14 protein-coding genes, 1 tRNA gene, 1 other RNA gene and 1 pseudogene are annotated in these 16,532 nt (G+C 68.0%); 10 read left to right on the forward strand and 7 right to left on the reverse strand.

The window, feature by feature from the left end; translation table 11 throughout:
• The 5 genes and pseudogenes from PO78_RS22080 to gloA form a co-directional block, all read left to right on the forward strand.
• A pseudogene (locus PO78_RS22080) lies at positions 1-394 on the forward strand (signal recognition particle protein); the annotation flags it as partial.
• Positions 395-418: 24 nt separating this feature from the next.
• Positions 419-1,195: an EI24 domain-containing protein gene (locus PO78_RS02050; protein ID WP_004302451.1), complete on the forward strand. Its 777-nt coding sequence runs from the start codon at positions 419-421 to the stop codon at positions 1,193-1,195.
• Entirely contained in the window at positions 1,192-1,941 is a 750-nt protein-coding gene (locus tag PO78_RS02055; RefSeq protein ID WP_004302449.1) for a competence/damage-inducible protein A, read from the forward strand. The genes PO78_RS02050 and PO78_RS02055 overlap by 4 nt, the downstream gene beginning before the upstream one ends.
• Positions 1,938-2,705: a M48 family metallopeptidase gene (locus PO78_RS02060; protein ID WP_004302447.1), complete on the forward strand. Its 768-nt coding sequence runs from the start codon at positions 1,938-1,940 to the stop codon at positions 2,703-2,705. The genes PO78_RS02055 and PO78_RS02060 overlap by 4 nt, the downstream gene beginning before the upstream one ends.
• A gap of 27 nt (positions 2,706-2,732) precedes the next feature.
• On the forward strand, positions 2,733-3,119 hold the full coding sequence (gene gloA / locus PO78_RS02065) for a lactoylglutathione lyase (RefSeq protein WP_043741425.1): 387 nt from the start codon (positions 2,733-2,735) through the stop codon (positions 3,117-3,119).
• A 33-nt stretch (positions 3,120-3,152) separates the two neighbouring features.
• Here gloA and PO78_RS02070 read toward each other — a convergent pair whose 3' ends face one another.
• Together PO78_RS02070 and PO78_RS02075 are read right to left on the reverse strand one after the other, a co-directional pair.
• Positions 3,153-4,244, reverse strand: coding sequence for an HD domain-containing phosphohydrolase (locus tag PO78_RS02070; RefSeq protein ID WP_082047666.1), 1,092 nt, complete (start codon positions 4,242-4,244; stop codon positions 3,153-3,155).
• Positions 4,245-4,321: 77 nt separating this feature from the next.
• Positions 4,322-5,566 carry a nitronate monooxygenase gene (locus tag PO78_RS02075; protein WP_004302441.1) on the reverse strand — a complete coding sequence of 415 codons (1,245 nt, stop codon included), beginning with the start codon at positions 5,564-5,566 and terminating at the stop codon, positions 4,322-4,324.
• A 140-nt stretch (positions 5,567-5,706) separates the two neighbouring features.
• Here PO78_RS02075 and acuI point away from each other — a divergent pair, with 140 nt between their 5' ends.
• The 4 genes from acuI to PO78_RS02090 all read left to right on the forward strand — a co-directional run bounded on the left by acuI (position 5,707) and on the right by PO78_RS02090 (position 9,581).
• The gene (gene acuI, locus PO78_RS02080; RefSeq protein WP_004302439.1) at positions 5,707-6,690 is read left to right on the forward strand and encodes an acrylyl-CoA reductase (NADPH); all 984 of its coding nucleotides are present in this window, start codon (positions 5,707-5,709) and stop codon (positions 6,688-6,690) included.
• Positions 6,691-6,726: 36 nt separating this feature from the next.
• Entirely contained in the window at positions 6,727-7,305 is a 579-nt protein-coding gene (locus PO78_RS02085; protein ID WP_004302438.1) for a peroxidase-related enzyme, read from the forward strand.
• A 94-nt stretch (positions 7,306-7,399) separates the two neighbouring features.
• Positions 7,400-7,727: a transfer-messenger RNA gene (ssrA, locus tag PO78_RS22085) on the forward strand.
• A 165-nt stretch (positions 7,728-7,892) separates the two neighbouring features.
• The gene (locus tag PO78_RS02090) at positions 7,893-9,581 is read left to right on the forward strand and encodes an AMP-binding protein (protein WP_043741836.1); all 1,689 of its coding nucleotides are present in this window, start codon (positions 7,893-7,895) and stop codon (positions 9,579-9,581) included.
• Between the two features lie 86 nt (positions 9,582-9,667).
• On the opposite strand, the gene PO78_RS02095 is transcribed toward PO78_RS02090, so the two are convergent.
• The 5 genes from PO78_RS02095 to rpsU form a co-directional block, all read right to left on the reverse strand.
• A complete protein-coding gene (locus tag PO78_RS02095; RefSeq protein ID WP_004302433.1) occupies positions 9,668-10,489 on the reverse strand; it encodes a fibro-slime domain-containing protein in 822 nt (273 codons plus the stop codon).
• 299 nt (positions 10,490-10,788) lie between these two features.
• Positions 10,789-10,864: transfer RNA gene (locus PO78_RS02100), tRNA-Ile, on the reverse strand.
• 42 nt (positions 10,865-10,906) lie between these two features.
• Entirely contained in the window at positions 10,907-12,907 is a 2,001-nt protein-coding gene (rpoD, locus tag PO78_RS02105) for an RNA polymerase sigma factor RpoD (protein ID WP_004302431.1), read from the reverse strand.
• Positions 12,908-12,956: 49 nt separating this feature from the next.
• Entirely contained in the window at positions 12,957-14,852 is a 1,896-nt protein-coding gene (gene dnaG, locus PO78_RS02110; protein WP_012584909.1) for a DNA primase, read from the reverse strand.
• A gap of 160 nt (positions 14,853-15,012) precedes the next feature.
• A complete protein-coding gene (rpsU, locus tag PO78_RS02115) occupies positions 15,013-15,225 on the reverse strand; it encodes a 30S ribosomal protein S21 (protein ID WP_002924646.1) in 213 nt (70 codons plus the stop codon).
• Positions 15,226-15,362: 137 nt separating this feature from the next.
• On the opposite strand from rpsU, the gene tsaD reads away from it, so the two are divergent.
• On the forward strand, positions 15,363-16,403 hold the full coding sequence (gene tsaD, locus PO78_RS02120) for a tRNA (adenosine(37)-N6)-threonylcarbamoyltransferase complex transferase subunit TsaD (protein WP_012584910.1): 1,041 nt from the start codon (positions 15,363-15,365) through the stop codon (positions 16,401-16,403).
• Positions 16,404-16,532: the final 129 nt, after the last annotated feature.

Genomic DNA, 16,532 nt, shown 5'->3' on the forward strand with positions numbered 1-16,532 from the left:
TCAAGACCGGCAAGGGCTTCGATCTCGACGACTTCAAGGAGCAGATCGCCCAGATGCGCAAGATGGGCGGGCTATCCTCGATGATGGACAAGCTGCCGGCACAGTTCGCCCAGGCGGCGGGCAAGCTGCAGGGCGGGCCGAGGAAAAGGCGATCTCGCGCATCGAGGGCATCATCAACTCGATGACCCCGCTCGAGCGCGCCAAGCCCGAGATCCTCAAGGCCAGCCGCAAGCGCCGCATCGCCGCGGGCGCCGGGGTGACGGTGCAGGAGGTCAATCGTCTGCTCAACCAGTTCGAGCAGACGCAGAAGGTCATGAAGCAGTTCTCCAAGGGGGGCATGAGCAAGATGATGCGAGCGATGAAGGGCATGATGCCGGGCGGCCTGCCGGGCATGCGCGCTGAGGGGGGGGGCGGACGCATGAAGGACATCCTCGTCGCCTTCGGGCGCGCCGGTCGCAGCCTCGGGCGGCGCGACATGTTCTGGCACCTGCTGTGGCCCGGCCTGCTCGCGGTGGTGATCTGGGCCGGCGTGGCCTTCTACGCGTGGACGCCGGTCACCGAGTGGCTCTATGCCGCGGTGAGCGGGTGGTCCTTCGTCGGCGGATGGCTGTCGGCCTCGGAGACCACCGCGGCGATCGTGCTGGTGCTGATCCAGATCGCCACCGCGCTGCTGGTGGTCCCGCTGGTGTACGTCACCGCCGCGATGCTGGTGGCGACGGTGGCCCTGCCGCTGATGCTCGAGCGCGTCGCGCGCACCGACTACGCCGACCTCGAGCAGCGTCGCGGCGGCTCCAACCTGGGCAGCGCGATGAACTCCATCGTCGCCGGCGTGCTGTTCCTGCTCGCGCTGGTGCTGTCGTTGCCGCTGTGGCTGATTCCGGGCGCCGGCCTGCTGATCTCGGTCACCCTCACCGGCTGGCTGAACCAGCGCGCCTTCGGCTACGACGCGCTGATGTACCACGCCGACAAGGGCGAACTGCAGCGCCTGCGCGACGCTTGGCGGCCGCAGATGCTCCTCCTCGGCGGCGGCACGGCCCTGCTCGCGTATGTCCCGGTGATCAACCTGGTGGCGCCCGCCTTCGCCGGCCTCGCCTTCGTCCATTACATGCTCGAAACCCTGCGCCGGCATCGCATCCAGCACGGCATCACCGTGCTCGACGCAGAGCCGGGTGCCGACCTGCGGAAGCTGAGATGAATTTCGGTGCACTGATCATCGGCGACGAGATCCTTTCCGGCCGTCGCAGCGACAAACACCTCGCCAAGCTGATCGAACTGCTCGGTGCGCGCGGGCTCAAGCTGTCGTGGGCGCGCTACGTCGGCGACGACTTCGCGCGCCTTGCCGGGACGCTGCGCGAGACCTTCGCCACCGGTGACGTGGTGTTCAGCTTCGGTGGCATCGGCGCCACCCCCGACGACCGTACGCGCGAGGCCGCGGGCGCCGCGCTCGGACTGGAACTCGCCCTGCACCCCGAGGCGGAGGCCGAGATCCGTGCCCGCTTCGGTGCCGAGATCACCCCCGAGCGCCTGCAGATGGGCGTGTATCCGGTGGGCAGCGAGATCATCCCCAACAGTTTCAACCGCATCCCCGGCTTCTCGATCCGCCAGCACTACTTCACCCCGGGCTTTCCGGTGATGGCCTGGCCGATGGTGGAGTGGGTGCTCGACACCAAGTACGCCCACCTGCACCACGCCGAAGACTACGTCGAGCAGGCGGTGACGGTGTGGGATGCCTACGAGGGCCAGCTGATCGGCCTGATGCGTCAGGTCACCGCCGACTTCCCCGACACCACCCTGTTCAGCCTGCCCACGATCGCCGCCGAGGGCCAGCGGCGTTCGCTCGAACTCGGCATGAAAGGCACGGCGGCGCGCGTCGCGGCGGCGATGGCGGTGATCAAGGCCGATCTCTCCGCACGCGGGCTGGAGTGGGAAGACAAGGCTTGAGCGCTCGGGCGGCGGCCTCGGAAGAGCCGCACAGCGTGCTCGTCGAGGGCACCCGTGTCGATCTGGTGCTGCGGCGCTCGGCGCGGCGCTCGTTCGCGCTCCAGGTGGACCACCGCGGCGCGCGCGTGTCGGTGCCACTGCGCACCCCGCTCGGCGAGGTCGAGCGTTTCGTGCATAGCCACGGTGCCTGGCTGCTCGACCGTCTGCGGGCGCGGGCGCAGGCGCCGCAGGCGCTGCCGCTGGAGGTGGCGGAGGGCGTATGCCTGCCGCTCTTCGGGCGTGTCCTGGTGCTGCGCCGGGTGTCGGCGCGCGCGGCGCGCTGGCGGGGCCTGGCGGATGGACGGGAGGAACTCCTGCTGCCCGCGGGCGTCGATCCGCAGCGGGCGCTGGTGCGCGCGCTGCGCGCGCGCGCACTGGCCTGGTACCGCGGGCGGGCGGAGGAGTACTGCCACCGTCTCGGCGTTGCGGTTCCGCCGGTGAGCTTGTCGAGCGCGGCCACGCGCTGGGGTAGCTGCAGCACCCGCTCGGGGATCCGGCTGCACTGGCGGCTGATCCATCTCGAGCCGGCGCTGATCGACTACGTGGTCGCCCACGAGGTCGCGCACCTGGCCGAGATGAATCACTCGCCGCGCTTCTGGGCGGTCGTCGAGCGTCTGTACCCGGACTGGCGTGCCGCGCGCGCCGCGCTGCGCAGCGCGGCGGCGACGCTGCCGGTGATCGCGACCGCCGCCGCCGACCGCGGCGCCTTCACCCGCGAAGATTGAAACCACCACGATACAGGAAGACACCCCATGCGAATCCTTCACACCATGCTGCGCGTCGGCGATCTCGAGCGCTCGCTCGCCTTCTACACCGAGGTGCTGGGCATGCGCCTGCTGCGCCGCCAGGACTATCCGGACGGCAAGTTCACCCTCGCCTTCGTCGGCTACCAGGACGAGGCTCACGGAGCGGTGCTGGAGCTGACCCACAACTGGGGCGTGGACAAGTACGAACTCGGCACCGCATACGGCCACATCGCCCTAGAGGTCGCGGACGCGAAGAAGGCCTGCGACGACATCCGCGCGCGCGGCGGCAAGGTGGTGCGCGAGGCGGGACCGATGAAGCACGGCACCACCGTGATCGCCTTTGTCGAGGATCCTGACGGCTACAAGGTCGAACTGATCGAGCGCAAGGGCTGACGCAGGCGCCCCCGGGGGTGGGGGGCGCAGGCCTCAGCAGGGGGGCGAGACGGGCGGCTCCGGGGCGTGCTCGTCTTGGTAGCGCGACTGCACGGCGAGCACGTCCTCCCAGGTGTGGAAGAGCGCGTCGACACAGGTCGGGTCGAAGTGGGTGCCGCGCCGCTCGCGCAGCAGCGCGATCGCCCGCGACATCGGCCATGCCGGCTTGTAGGGCCGTGCGGAGGTGAGCGCATCGAACACGTCGGCGACCGCGACGATGCGGCCCTCCATCGGGATCGACTGGCCGGAGAGTCCCTGCGGGTAGCCGCTGCCGTCGAACTTCTCGTGGTGGGTGAGGGCGATGGTTGCGCCCAGGCGCAGGATGCTGGATGACGAACCCTTGAGGATGTCGTGGCCGATCTGCGGGTGGCGCTTCATCACCGCGAACTCGTCCGCAGTCAGTCGGCCGGGCTTGAGCAGGATGGTATCGGGGATGCCGAGCTTGCCCACGTCGTGCATCGGTGCGGCCATCAGCAGGGTCTCGGCGAAGGTGTCTCCCAGGCCCAGGCGGCGGGCGATCAGGGCCGAATAGTGCGACATGCGCTGGATGTGGGCGCCGGTCTCGGGATCGCGGAACTCGGCCGCACGCGACAGCCGGGTGATGGTCTCGCGCTCGCGGTCGAGGATGTCGGCGGTCGCCCGGCGCACCTCGGCGGCGAGGGTCTCGGCGCGGTGCTCGTTGGCGAGGTGGGCCTGGCGCAGCTTGAGCATGTTGCGCACGCGCGCTTCAAACTCGCGCGCATCGACCGGCTTGGTGAGGAAGTCGCTCGCGCCGCAGTCGAGTGCCGCGTAGCGCACGTCGCGCTCGTGGCTGGCGGTGACCATCAGGATGGGCAGGTCGTCGCGGTCGCGGCAGGCGCGGATGCGGCGGATGAATTCCAGCCCGTCCATCTCGGGCATCATGTAGTCGACGATGATGAGGTCGGGCGCATTGGCGAGGCACCACTCGAGCGCGGCGGTGGGGCGCTCGAAGTTGTGTGCACGCGCATCTTGCATGCGGTCGACGAGCTTGCCGATCAGGAACAGGTTGAGCTGCGTGTCGTAGACCACCGCGACCTGCATCGGACGGTCGAGTGGGAATCTCATCGGATGAGTATCGGAGGCCTTGGGCCTCGCACCGAGGAACTATTGCGCGGACGGCATCGCATCCGCGCATCCTCGGTTCAGTCGGGCAGGGCGATGCGGCCTTCGGTGCTGAACTGGTAGTCCTTGAACACGTGCTCGGCGGACAGGATGCGGTAGTCGCCGCCGTCCTCGCGCACGGTGGTGTCCTTGAGCCGGTAGGTGTAGTGGCCGCAGGTCCAGCAGTCGAAGTTGCGCATGTGCGTGCACAGGCAGGTCTTGTCGAAGACCTTGACCTTCTTCGCCTCGGGGTGCGCGGCAACCTCGCGGTTATAGGCCTCGATGTACTGGCAGTTGCCGCTGGAGTCGAGCAGGTAGCCGTAGGCCTCGCAGTTGGGGCGGATGCCGCTGCCGATCGCCGGGCTGCTCTTCAGCATGCGCATCGGGTAGCCGGTGGGCGAGATCTGGTTGACCTCGATCTCGTCTTCCTCGGCCTTGAAATAGTCCTGCTTGACCTCGTCGGGCAGGCCGCACTCCTTGGTGACCGTGAAGCGGGTCGCGACCTGGACGGCCGCGGCGCCGGCCTCGAGGAAATTCACCGCGTCGGTGCCGGTGAAGATGCCGCCGGCCGGGATCAGCGGGATGTCGAGCTGTTGCTCGCGCATCCAGTCGCGGATCTCGGCGACGATGGTGGCGAGGTCGTACTGCGCCCAGTCCATGCCGAAGCCGAGGTGGCCGCCGGCGAGCGGGCCCTCGACCACCACGTAGTCGGGGAGCCGCCCGGTGCGCGCGCTCTTCTTGAGGAAGAGCTGCAGCGCGCGCAGCGAGCTGACGATGATGCCCAGCTGCACGTCGCGGAAGCGCGGATGGTCCTCGATGAGGGAGAGCGAGCCCAGGTGCAGGCCGGCTGCCAGTGTGATGCCGTCGATGCCGTGGTCCATCGCGGTGCGCAGGCGCACACGCAGGGTTTCCTTGGGCGCGTTCATCGTCAGCTTTTCCATGCAGTTGATGAACACCATGCCCGGCCCGCGCTTGCGCTCCATGGTGCGGCCGACGTGGGTCGCGGTCGCTTCGGCGATGAGGCCGAGGTCGAACTGCACCACCGACTTGTCTGCGTTGGCGACGTTGAACTTGTATTGCTGCAGCTTGTTCTTGACGTACTTGGTGTTGTAGCGCCGGTCGGACACGGTCGGCAGCATCGCGTCGGAAATGTGTCCGACCCCGCCCAGCCGGGCGGCCTCGAGCGCCAGATCGGAGGTGGAAATATCCACCCCCATCCCGCCCACCATGATCGGCACGAGTTCCTGGGAGCCCAGTTTCAGGCGGAAGTCATCTACACGCTTCATTGCTTGGAGTCCGTTGATTCGGCAGTCCGACATTATCACCCGAGAGCCCCTTTGGGCCCAAGTTCGAGCGCCATGCGGGCATCGTTTAACATGCGGGTTCGACTGCGAAACCGGCGCGAGGTGCGCCCAGGGAGAGAAAAATGTTCAAGGCAGTGCTGATCGAGAAGGATGATGCCGGCTACCGCGCGGCGGTGAAGGAGCTCGACGAGGCCGCGCTGCCCGAAGGCGACGTCGGCGTTCGGGTGGAATACTCTTCGCTGAACTACAAGGATGGCCTGGCGATCACCGGGCGTGGTGCGGTGGTGCGCAAATTCCCGATGGTCGCGGGCATCGACCTCGTCGGCACGGTCGAGTCCAGCGCGCATCCAGGCGTGGCGGTGGGCGACAAGGTGATCCTCAACGGCTGGGGGACGAGCGAGGTGCACTGGGGCGGGCTCGCGCAGCGTGCGCGCGTGCGCGGCGAGTGGCTGGTGCCGCTGCCCGCGGCCTTCACCCCGCGCCAGGCGATGGCGATCGGGACCGCCGGCTACACCGCGATGCTGTGCGTGATGGCGCTCGAGCGCCACGGCGTCGTTCCGCAGCGCGGCGAGGTGCTGGTGACCGGCGCGAGTGGCGGCGTGGGCAGCGTGGCGATCGCGCTGCTCTCCAGGCTGGGCTTCACCGTGGTGGCCTCCACCGGGCGTCCGCAGGAGGCCGACTACCTGCGCGAACTGGGCGCGACCACCATCATCGACCGCAGCGAACTCGGCCTCCCCGGCCGCGCACTCGGCAAGGAGCGCTGGGCGGGGGTGGTCGACACGGTGGGCAGCCACACCCTGGCCAACGCCTGCGCGACCACCCTGTACCGCGGCACGGTCGCCGCCTGCGGCCTGGCGCAGGGACTCGATTTCCCGGCCTCGGTCGCACCCTTCATCCTGCGCGGCGTCACTCTCGTCGGCATCGACTGCGTGATGGCGCCGCGCGAGGAGCGCATCGAGGCCTGGAGCCGCCTCGCCCGCGACCTCGACGTTCACAAGCTCGAGCGCATGACGCGCGAGATCGGCCTCGGCGAGGTGGTCGACACCGCCGCCGCGCTGCTCGACGGCCAGGAGCGCGGGCGCATCGTGGTCGATGTCGATCGCTGAACCCGACCATAAACACATCGACGGAGGAAACTTCCAATGACCGAAACCATCAGCCGCTTCAAGGTGCCCGAACTCGCCGACCTTGCCGAGGACGTGCGCGAGCGCATCCTCGCCGTGCAGGAGAAGGCGGGCTTCGTGCCCAACGTGTTCCTGATGCTCGCCCACCGCCCGGCCGAATTCCGCGCCTTCTTCGACTACCACGACGCCCTGATGGAGAAGGACGTCGGCCTCAGCAAGGCCGAGCGCGAGATGATCGTCGTCGCCACCTCGGCTGCCGGCCAGTGCCTGTACTGCGTGATCGCCCATGGCGCCATCCTGCGCATCCGCGCGAAGAACCCGCGCCTCGCCGACCAGCTCGCCACCAATCACCGCAAGGCCGAGATCAGCCCGCGCCAGCGCGCGATGCTCGACTTCGCCATCAAGCTCAGCACGCGTGGCGCCGAGGTCGACGAGGCCGACCTCGCGGTCCTGCGCGCGCATGGCTTCGACGACGAGGCGATCTGGGACATCGGCGCGATCACCGCCTTCTTCAGCATGAGCAACCGGCTGGTGCATCTGACCGGTACGCCGCCCAACGAGCCCTTCTACCTGATGGGGAGGGTGCCGAAGGCGTGAGGTGCGAGGTGCGAGGTGCGTGCGGGCTGGAGCCGCGTCGGATAGGGAGTTCGTCCGGCGCGGTGCAATTGCTTACAAACGGACCGGGCCTTGTCCTCGCACAGGCATTGAATGCAGCCGCCGACCTGCGTAAGATCGCGGACATGGTTGTAATCCCGGCAATCTGGAGGCGTTCTGGACAGGGGTTCGATTCCCCTCACCTCCACCCAAGTGCATTCGGGAGTGTGCTTGGGTGGGGGTGTACCGGTTTCGACAGGGCGGGCAAAGGTGAGCAGGCAACCCGAGAGGCGACGGACGTAATCCGCGCAAATCCATAAACGCCAACGATGAGCGTTTCGCACTGGCCGCTTAAGGCCTATGCCGAGGCTGCTTGAGCCTTGTTACCAAAGAAAAGCCGGTGGGGACTTCGGTCCCCATCGTCACGTCTACGCTCCGTCGCGCGCTCCGCCCGGCAGGCTGCGTGCCGGGTCGGCCACACCACGATTCGGCACACGCGTTGACCTTCGTCAATAGTCCTGATCGACGATCGTGATCTCTCCGCAACCCGGGTCTAGGCTCGAAACGGGTAGTCTGCCGGGAGAGTTCCGATGCTGGCAACTGACACATTCCTGAACGCGCGCGACTTCCTGAGTGCGCATCGCTCGGATCCAGAGGGTGCGTGGCGGGGTTTTGCATGGCCACAACTCGAGCATTTCAACTGGGCGCTGGATTATTTCGACCAAGTTGCGGACGCTGCGGACCGCCTCGCGCTCTGGGTGGTGCACGAAGGGGGCGGGGAAGAGCGGTTGAGCTTCGCCGACCTTACACAACGCTCGAACCGTACGGCGAATTTCCTGCGTCGAATTGGCGTCCGCCGCGGAGCACGCATCCTGCTGATGCTCGGTAACGAGTTGGCGTTGTGGGAATGCATGCTGGCCGCGATGAAGCTCGGGGCGGCGGTCATTCCGGCCACCCCCCAGTTGACTGGGGCCGATCTGGCGGATCGACTGGCGAGAGCGCAGGTGGAGCACGTGATCGTCGATGCGAGCCACGCCGCGAAATTCGACGACTTGGCCGCGCCTTTCAGTCGGATCGTGGTGGGTGCGCGCCGGCCCGGCTGCGCCTGTTACGAGGATGCGGGCGCGGAGTCGGCCGTGTTCGTGGCCGACAGGCCGACCGCGCGCGACGAGGAGTTTCTCCTCTACTTCACCTCGGGCACGACGGCGAAGCCGAAGCTCGTCCTCGGCACGCAGCAGAGCTATCCGGTCGGTCATCTGTCGACCATGTACTGGCTCGGCCTGGGCCGTGGCGATCTGCACTGGAACCTGAGTTCGCCCGGTTGGGCCAAGCATGCGTGGAGCAGCTTCTTCGCCCCGTGGAATGCCGAGGCGGCGGTGTTCGCATTCGACGCTGCGCGCTTCAGCGCGCGCACGGTGCTCGACGTATTGCACGCGTATCCGGTGGTCTCGTTCTGCGCGCGACCGACGGTCTGGCGCATGCTGGTGCAGGAGGTGCTCGGCGAGCGGCCACCGGTACTGCGGGAACTGGCCAGTGCGGGCGAGCCGCTCAACCCGGAGGTGGTCGATGAGGTTCGCGAGGCGTGGGGTATCGTCATCCGCGAGGGCTACGGCCAGACCGAGACGACCGCTGTTCTCGGCACGCCACCGGGGGTACGGCCCCGACCGGGGGCGATCGGTAAATCTCTGCCAGGCTACCGTGTCGTCCTTCTCGACGAGCAGGGAGTGGAGGCCATGGAGGGCGAGATCTGCATCGGCCTCGAACCGCGTCCGCTCGGCCTGATGAGTGGCTATGCCGGTGCGCCCGAGCGCAACGCCATCGCGATGCGGGACGGCTATTACCATACCGGCGACATCGCGCATCGCGACGACGAGGGCTACATCCACTACGTGGGACGTAGTGACGACGTGTTCAAGGTCTCCGACTACCGGATCAGTCCGTTCGAACTCGAGAGCGTGCTCGTCGAGCATCCTGCGGTCGCCGAGGCTGCGGTCGTGCCGTGTCCGGATGTCGTCCGGCTTGCTGTCCCGAAAGCCTTTGTCGGGCTTGCCGCCGGTCATGTGCCCAGCCGCGAGCTCGCCGGGGAACTCCTCGCCTTCGCGCGGGCGCGTCTCGCGCCTTACCAGCGGATCCGGCGCATCGAGTTCGCCGAGCTGCCGAAGACCATCTCCGGCAAGATCCGCCGCGTGCAGCTTCGCACGGCGGAGATGGGGCGCGACCCCGGGGAGGCACGTCCGCCGCTCGAGTTCCGGGAGGAGGATTTCGACCCCGCGCCGTGAGTTCGGCTCGAAGCCGTGAGAACACCGTAAAAAAACGGCCGCTCTTCAGGCGGCCGTTCCGGGTCTCTATCCGTCCTTCCCGAGGGTCATCCCACCCGAGACCGGCGCCGAATGGCCCCAAGGCCGGCGAGTCCGAGGGCGAGCAGCGCGAGCCCTCCCGGCTCGGGCACGTTGTTCGAAGGAGGCGTGATCGCGAAGCTCGTGGTGATGTTGAAATTCGACTCGCTGGTGTGGCGCTCGGCGAAGAAGATATCCAGGTCGTAGGCCGTTCCCGGTGCCAGTCCGGCGGTCTTCAGCGTCTCCTCGGTGAAGGAGGCGCTTGCGGCGCCATGCACGCCACCGAGGTCGATGAACCGGATGCCATTCACGAACACCCACAGGTCGTCGTCGCCGGTGAAGCTGAATGAATTGTCTGCAGCGGCGGTGGGGTCGGCAAAGGAGAGCTGGCCCTCGAGGTGCAGCGTGAAGTGGTAGTTGTGGCCGCGCCCCTGGTTGCCGAAGAGTTGGCCGTCGATCGGGAAGAAGCTCGACGAGGCGTACGAATAGACGCCGCTTCCGGGCGTGGTTTCGCCGAGCGTCAGCGAGAAGGCCTGGCTCAGGTTGTAGCCCGGGCTGTCCACGTACCATTTCGCGAAGTTGGCCGCCGTCGAAGCTCCGGCAACGATGTTCGCGCCGGCGACGGGGAGCCCGCCGCTCAGGGTCGTTCCGGTCATGTTCGGCACCACCCCGGGGATGGCGCCTTCGAAATCGGCGAGCTGGGTGCATGTCGTAGCGCCCGTGGTGCCCGTGATCGATGGCGCGCAGAAATCGCGGATGGTGCCGGACAGCGTCGTCGTGGCGGCCGATGCCGTGGAGGCGAGCACTGCCAGCGTCAGCGCTGCGCAGAGAGGTTTGACTTGCATGATCATCACTCCTTTCGGGTCCCGTGTGACACTCCCGGAACTCCGGGTCTCGAAGGGTGTAAAGCAAGGGGCATGCCTGCCTCGGGTGAAAATCGGCAAGTTGTTGAATGGAAAATAGTAAATTCTTGCGGGCAAGGTGATTGGCTGGCGTGATCCGGGCGGAACTGTAAAAAACGCCGACAACGACTCGATCGGCGGCACGCGCCAGTGCCCCTTCCAGTACGACGCTGCCTTGGACGGAATGTGGGAGACCCGAAAAGCACAACGCCAGCCCCGGGGAGGACTGGCGTTGTGCTTGAAAACGTTGGTGGGCCCTGCGGGATTCGAACCCGCAACCAAAGGATTATGAGTCCTCTGCTCTAACCGTTGAGCTAAAGGCCCGCATGCCCGACGGCAGGCGCCGCCGGGCGGTGCACCGGGCCTTTACGCGTCGCTGTCGAGGAAGCTGCGCAGCTTCTCGGAGCGGCTCGGGTGGCGCAGCTTGCGCAGGGCCTTGGCTTCGATCTGGCGGATGCGCTCGCGGGTGACGTCGAACTGCTTGCCGACCTCTTCCAGCGTGTGGTCGGTGTTCATCTCGATGCCGAAGCGCATGCGCAGCACCTTGGCCTCGCGCTGGGTCAGCGAGTCGAGCACCTCGCAGGTGGCGTCGCGCAGGCCGGAGTACATCGCCGCCTCGGCCGGGGCCAGGGTGGCGGTGTCCTCGATGAAGTCGCCCAGGTGGGAGTCGTCGTCGTCGCCGATCGGCGTCTCCATGGAGATCGGCTCCTTGGAGATCTTCATGATCTTGCGGATCTTCTCCTCGGGCATCTCCATCTTCTCGGCCAGCGTCGCGGGATCCGGCTCCTGACCGGTCTCCTGCAGGATCTGGCGGCTGATGCGGTTCATCTTGTTGATCGTCTCGATCATGTGCACCGGGATGCGGATGGTGCGCGCCTGGTCGGCGATCGAGCGCGTGATGGCCTGGCGGATCCACCACGTGGCATAGGTCGAGAACTTGTAGCCGCGGCGGTATTCGAACTTGTCCACCGCCTTCATCAGGCCGATATTGCCTTCCTGGATGAGGTCGAGGAACTGCAGGCCGCGGTTGGTGTACTTCTTCGCGATCGAGATCACCAGGCGCAGGTTGGCCTCGGTCATCTCGCGCTTGGCGCGACGCATCTTGGCTTCGCCGGTGGACATCTGGCGGTTGATGTCCTTGAGTTCCTTGAGCGGGATGCCGATGCGGTCCTGCAGGTCGATGAGCTTCTGCTGCTCCTCGAGCACCGCGGGGTGGATGCGCATCAGGCCGTCGGCGTAGTTCTTGCCGGCGGCGATCTCGTCCTTGAGCCAGTCGAGGTTCACTTCCTGGCCGGGGAACACCTTGATGAAGTGCTGGCGCGGCATGCCGGCGCGATCCACGCACAGCTGCAGGATCTGGCGCTCGTGGCTGCGCACCTGCTCGACCATGTGGCGCACCGAGTCGCACAGCTTCTCGATGGCCTTGGCGGTGAAGCGGATGTTGAGCAGCTCGTCGGAGATCTGCTGCTGCAGCGCGAGGTAGGAGAGGTCCTGCGAGCCACGCTTCTCGAGCGCCTGCATCTTCTTCTCGTACAGCCCGCGGATGACGTCGAAGCGGGCGAGCGCGTCGTTCTTGAGTTGCAGCAGCGAGGCGGCATTGGCGCGCTCGGCGCTCTCGGCGCTGTCTTCCTCGTCGTCGCCCTCGTCCTCGTCCTCCGCGCCCTCGTCCTCTTCGGCCTCGGTGTCCTCGTCGGCGGACTCCTCCTCCGCGGCCGCTTCCTCGGCGCTGCCGGCGTTGGGGTCGATCAGGCCGTCGACCAGCTCGTCGATCTTGGCATCGTCGGCGGCGATGCGGTCGACGATGCCGAGCATCTCGGCGATCGTGGTCGGGCAGGCGGAGATGGCCTGCACCATGTGCTTGAGGCCGTCCTCGATGCGCTTGGCGATCTCGATCTCGCCCTCGCGGGTGAGCAGCTCGACCGTGCCCATCTCGCGCATGTACATGCGCACCGGGTCGGTGGTGCGGCCGAATTCGGAGTCGACCGAGGACAGCGCCTGTTCGGCTTCCTCTTCGGCGACGTCCTCGTCCACGTTGGTGGCGACGCTGTCCGACATGAGCAGGTCTTCGGCGGCCGGCGCCTCGTCATAGACCTGGATGCCCATGTTGTTGAAGGTGGCGATGATGCCTTCGATCTGCTCGGCATCGGCCACATCGTCGGGGAGGTGGTCGCTGATCTCGGCGTAGGTGAGATAGCCGCGTTCCTTGCCGAGCGTGATCAGCGTCTTCAGCCGGGTGCGGCGCACCTCCGCGTCGAGCGGGGTGGCGGCGGGGCTTTCGACCACCGGGGCTGCCTTGTCCTTGGCCTTGGCAGGGCGGCCCTTCGCGGGGGCGTCCTTGCGTGGGTCCTTGGCTTTTTCGCGTGCCATAGCACTCCTCAAGTGAGGGTGTAAGAAAATGGGGAAACCCGAAATTGTACTATAAATCTGAGACTTTGCCGCTGCTCGCGAGGTTCCGCTTCTCGAGCAGCAGCTCTCCGAGGCGATGGCGGCCGGCGGCGTCCAGGCCTTGCTCACGATCCCGTTGTAGCAGGGCGGTGATCTCCTTGCCGACGCCGTCGATCTGCAGTTTGCGCAGGGCGTCCTCGAACAGCGTCTCGACCACCGCTTCGTCGAATTCCGCCTCCACGAGTTCCGCGGCGACACGTGAGAGGGTTTCGGCGTGGGGTGTCTCGCGGAAGCGCTCGATCAGCGCGCCCAGTCCGCCCGAGGGGATCGGCTCGCCGAGGCTGCAGAGGTCGATGATCGCGATCAGCGCGAGGCCTTCCGGGCTGTCGTCGGGCACCAGGCCGACCGGCATGCGCGCGGCCCAGGTCGGGTGCTGCATCACCAGGCGCAGCAGGGTGCCGGCGGTGGAGGGGGGCTTGCGCCGGCCGCCCGCGCGCGGGCGCGGCGCCTGGCCGCGCGGCGGCGCGCTGCGGGCGGGCGGGGGGGCATCGTCGAAGAAGGGGGCGTCCGCCTCGGTGCTTGCGATGCTCGCGGCGGGGGCGCGGGGCGGGGTGGGCGCCGAGGCGCCACGCCGGCGCGGGGCGCTGGCGGCGAGCTGCTCGAAGGCGTATTCGACCTCGCCCTGGGTCATGCCCGCGCTCTCGGCCACCGCCTTCACCACCTGCAGCTTCAGCAGCGGCGCGGCGATGCGAGTGACCAGCGGCGCCGCCTCATGCACGAAGGCCGCGCGGCCCTCGGCGCTGTCGAGCGGATGGCGGCCGGACAGCTCCTGGATCAGGAAGCTCCCCAGCGGGGTGGCGGCGAGCGCGGCCTTGCGGAAGGCTTCGGTGCCCTCGGCGCGCACGAAGGAGTCCGGGTCGTGCTCGGCGGGCAGGAACAGGAAGGCCAGGGTGGCGTCGTCGCGCAGGGATTCGAGTGCGTTCTCGAGCGCACGCCATGCCGCGCGGCGGCCTGCGGCGTCGCCGTCGAAGCAGAACACGATGCGGTCGGTCTGGCGCAGCAGGGTGTGGATATGCTGCGGCGTGGTCGCGGTGCCGAGCGTGGCGACCGCATTCTCGATGGCGAACTGGGCGAGCGCGACCACGTCCATGTAGCCCTCGACCACGACCGCGAAGCCGGCGTCGCGGATCGCCTTCTGCGCCAGGAAGAGGCCGTAGAGCTCGCGCCCCTTCTCGAACAGCGGGGTCTCGGGCGAGTTCAGGTACTTGGGTTCGCCCTTGTCGAGCACGCGCCCGCCGAAGGCGATGATGCGTCCGCGGCGGTCGTGGATCGGGAAGATGATGCGGTTGCGGAAGCGGTCGTAGCGCCGCCCCTGCTCGTTGTCGATGACCAGGCCGGCGTCGGCGAGCGTCTTCGCCTGGTAGTCGGGGAAGGCCTTCTCCAGCGCCTGCCACTCGTCGGGCGCGTAGCCGAGCCCGAAGCGCGCGGCGACCTCGCCCGACAGCCCGCGGCGCTTGAGGTAGTCGATGGCCTGGCGGGAAGGCTTGAGCTGGTCGCGGTAGAAGCGCGCCGCCACCGCCATCGCCTCATAAAGGCGTTCGCTCGGGTCGTCATGCACGGGTGCCGCGCTGCGGCCATCGTCGGGCACCTGCAGGCCGACCTGGGCAGCGAGCTCCTTGATCGCGTCGACGAAGCCCAGCCCGCTGTACTCCATCAGGAAGCCGACCGCGCTACCGTGCACGCCGCAACCGAAGCAGTGGTAGAACTGCTTGGACGGGCTGACCGAGAACGAGGCGGATTTCTCGCCGTGGAAGGGGCAGCAGGCGAAGTAGTTGGCGCCGCTCTTCTTGAGCGGGAGGTAGCGTTCGATGACGTCGACGATGTCGACGCGGGAAAGCAGTTCCTGGACGAAGGACTGGGGAATCATCGCGCGCGCAAAGACAAACGCCCGTCGCTTCCGCATGCGCGGACGACGGGTGTTCGTGAAAAAGCATCACGCCGGGCGGGGATCGAGCGACCCCGGGCCGGCGTGTGATCGCCCGCCAGGGCGGGCATGGGCGTCCCGCGAGGGCGGGTCGCGTACCGGATCAGTAGAGCTTCGGCGGCAGCGTCTGGCTGCGCAGGCGCTTGTGGTTGCGCTTGACGGCGGCGGCCAGCTTGCGCTTGCGCTCGGCGGTGGGCTTTTCGTAGAACTCGCGCGAGCGCAGTTCGGTCAGCACACCGGTCTTCTCGATGGTGCGCTTGAAGCGGCGGATCGCAACTTCAAACGGCTCGTTTTCCTTGACGCGGATACCGGGCATTGCGGACTTCCTTGGGTGTCTGGTGGGCAGAAAGACCGCGAATATAAACCAGCCGACCGTCGATGGCAAGGCCGCGGATCGCCCGCGCCGGCGGTGGCGGGTTAAAATGCGACACCGAATCAAACGGATGCATCCCGATGAAAGTGCTCGGCATCGAAACCTCCTGCGACGAGACCGGCGTGGCGATCTACGACACCGACACCGGCCTGCGCGCGCACTGCCTGCACTCGCAGATCGACCTGCACGCGGCCTACGGCGGGGTGGTGCCCGAGCTCGCCTCGCGCGATCACATCCGCCGCCTGCCGCTGCTGCTGCGCCAGACCCTGGCCGCGGCCGGCCTCGCCGCCGCGGACATCGACGCCGTGGCCTACACCAGCGGTCCCGGGCTCGCGGGCGCGCTGCTGGTGGGGGCGAGCGTGGCGGAGTCGTTCGCGATGGCGCGCGGGATCCCGGCGCTGCCGGTGCATCACCTCGAGGGCCACCTGCTGTCGCCGCTGCTGTCGGCCGATCCTCCGGCCTTCCCCTTCGTGGCCTTGCTGGTTTCGGGCGGCCACACCCAGCTGATGCGGGTGCGCGGGGTGGGCGACTACGCGCTGCTCGGCGAGTCGGTGGACGACGCCGCCGGCGAGGCCTTCGACAAGACCGCCAAGCTGCTCGGCCTGGGCTATCCCGGCGGGCCGCAGCTCGCCGGGCTGGCCGAATCCGGCGTGCCCGGCCGCTTCCGCCTGCCGCGGCCGATGCTGCACTCGGGGGACCTCGACTTCAGCTTCAGCGGTCTCAAGACCGCGGTGCTCAACGTGGTGTCGGCGCCCGACTGGGACCCGGCGCGCATGGCCGACCTCGCTGCCGAGTTTCAGCAGGCCGTGGTCGATGTGCTGTGCGCGAAGGCGCTCGCGGCGCTGAAGAAGGTGGGGCTGAAGACCCTCGTAGTGGCCGGCGGGGTGGGTGCCAACCGCTGCCTGCGCGCCACCCTGGACGCCGCGCTCGCGCGCCGCGGCGGGCGCGTGCATTACCCCGAGCCGGCGCTGTGCACCGACAACGGCGCCATGATCGCCTTCGCCGGCGCCTTGCGCCTGGCGGCCGGCGAGTCCGTGCCGGAAGTCTGCGCCGTCCGCATCCGCCCGCGCTGGCCCATGGTCGAACTGCGCCCGCCGGTGCAGGCGCCCGCCATCCTGTAGGAGCGGCGCAAGCCGCGAACCCGGCGCCCGGCATCAGAGCCGCCGCCGCTCCACCGCCGTATTCGCGCCTGGCGGCGCTCCCACAGGAAACGTTGCGGCTTCCCTTTGTAGGAGCGGCGCAAGCCGCGA

This window comes from Thauera sp. SWB20, assembly GCF_000831325.1.
GTDB lineage: Bacteria > Pseudomonadota > Gammaproteobacteria > Burkholderiales > Rhodocyclaceae > Thauera > Thauera aminoaromatica.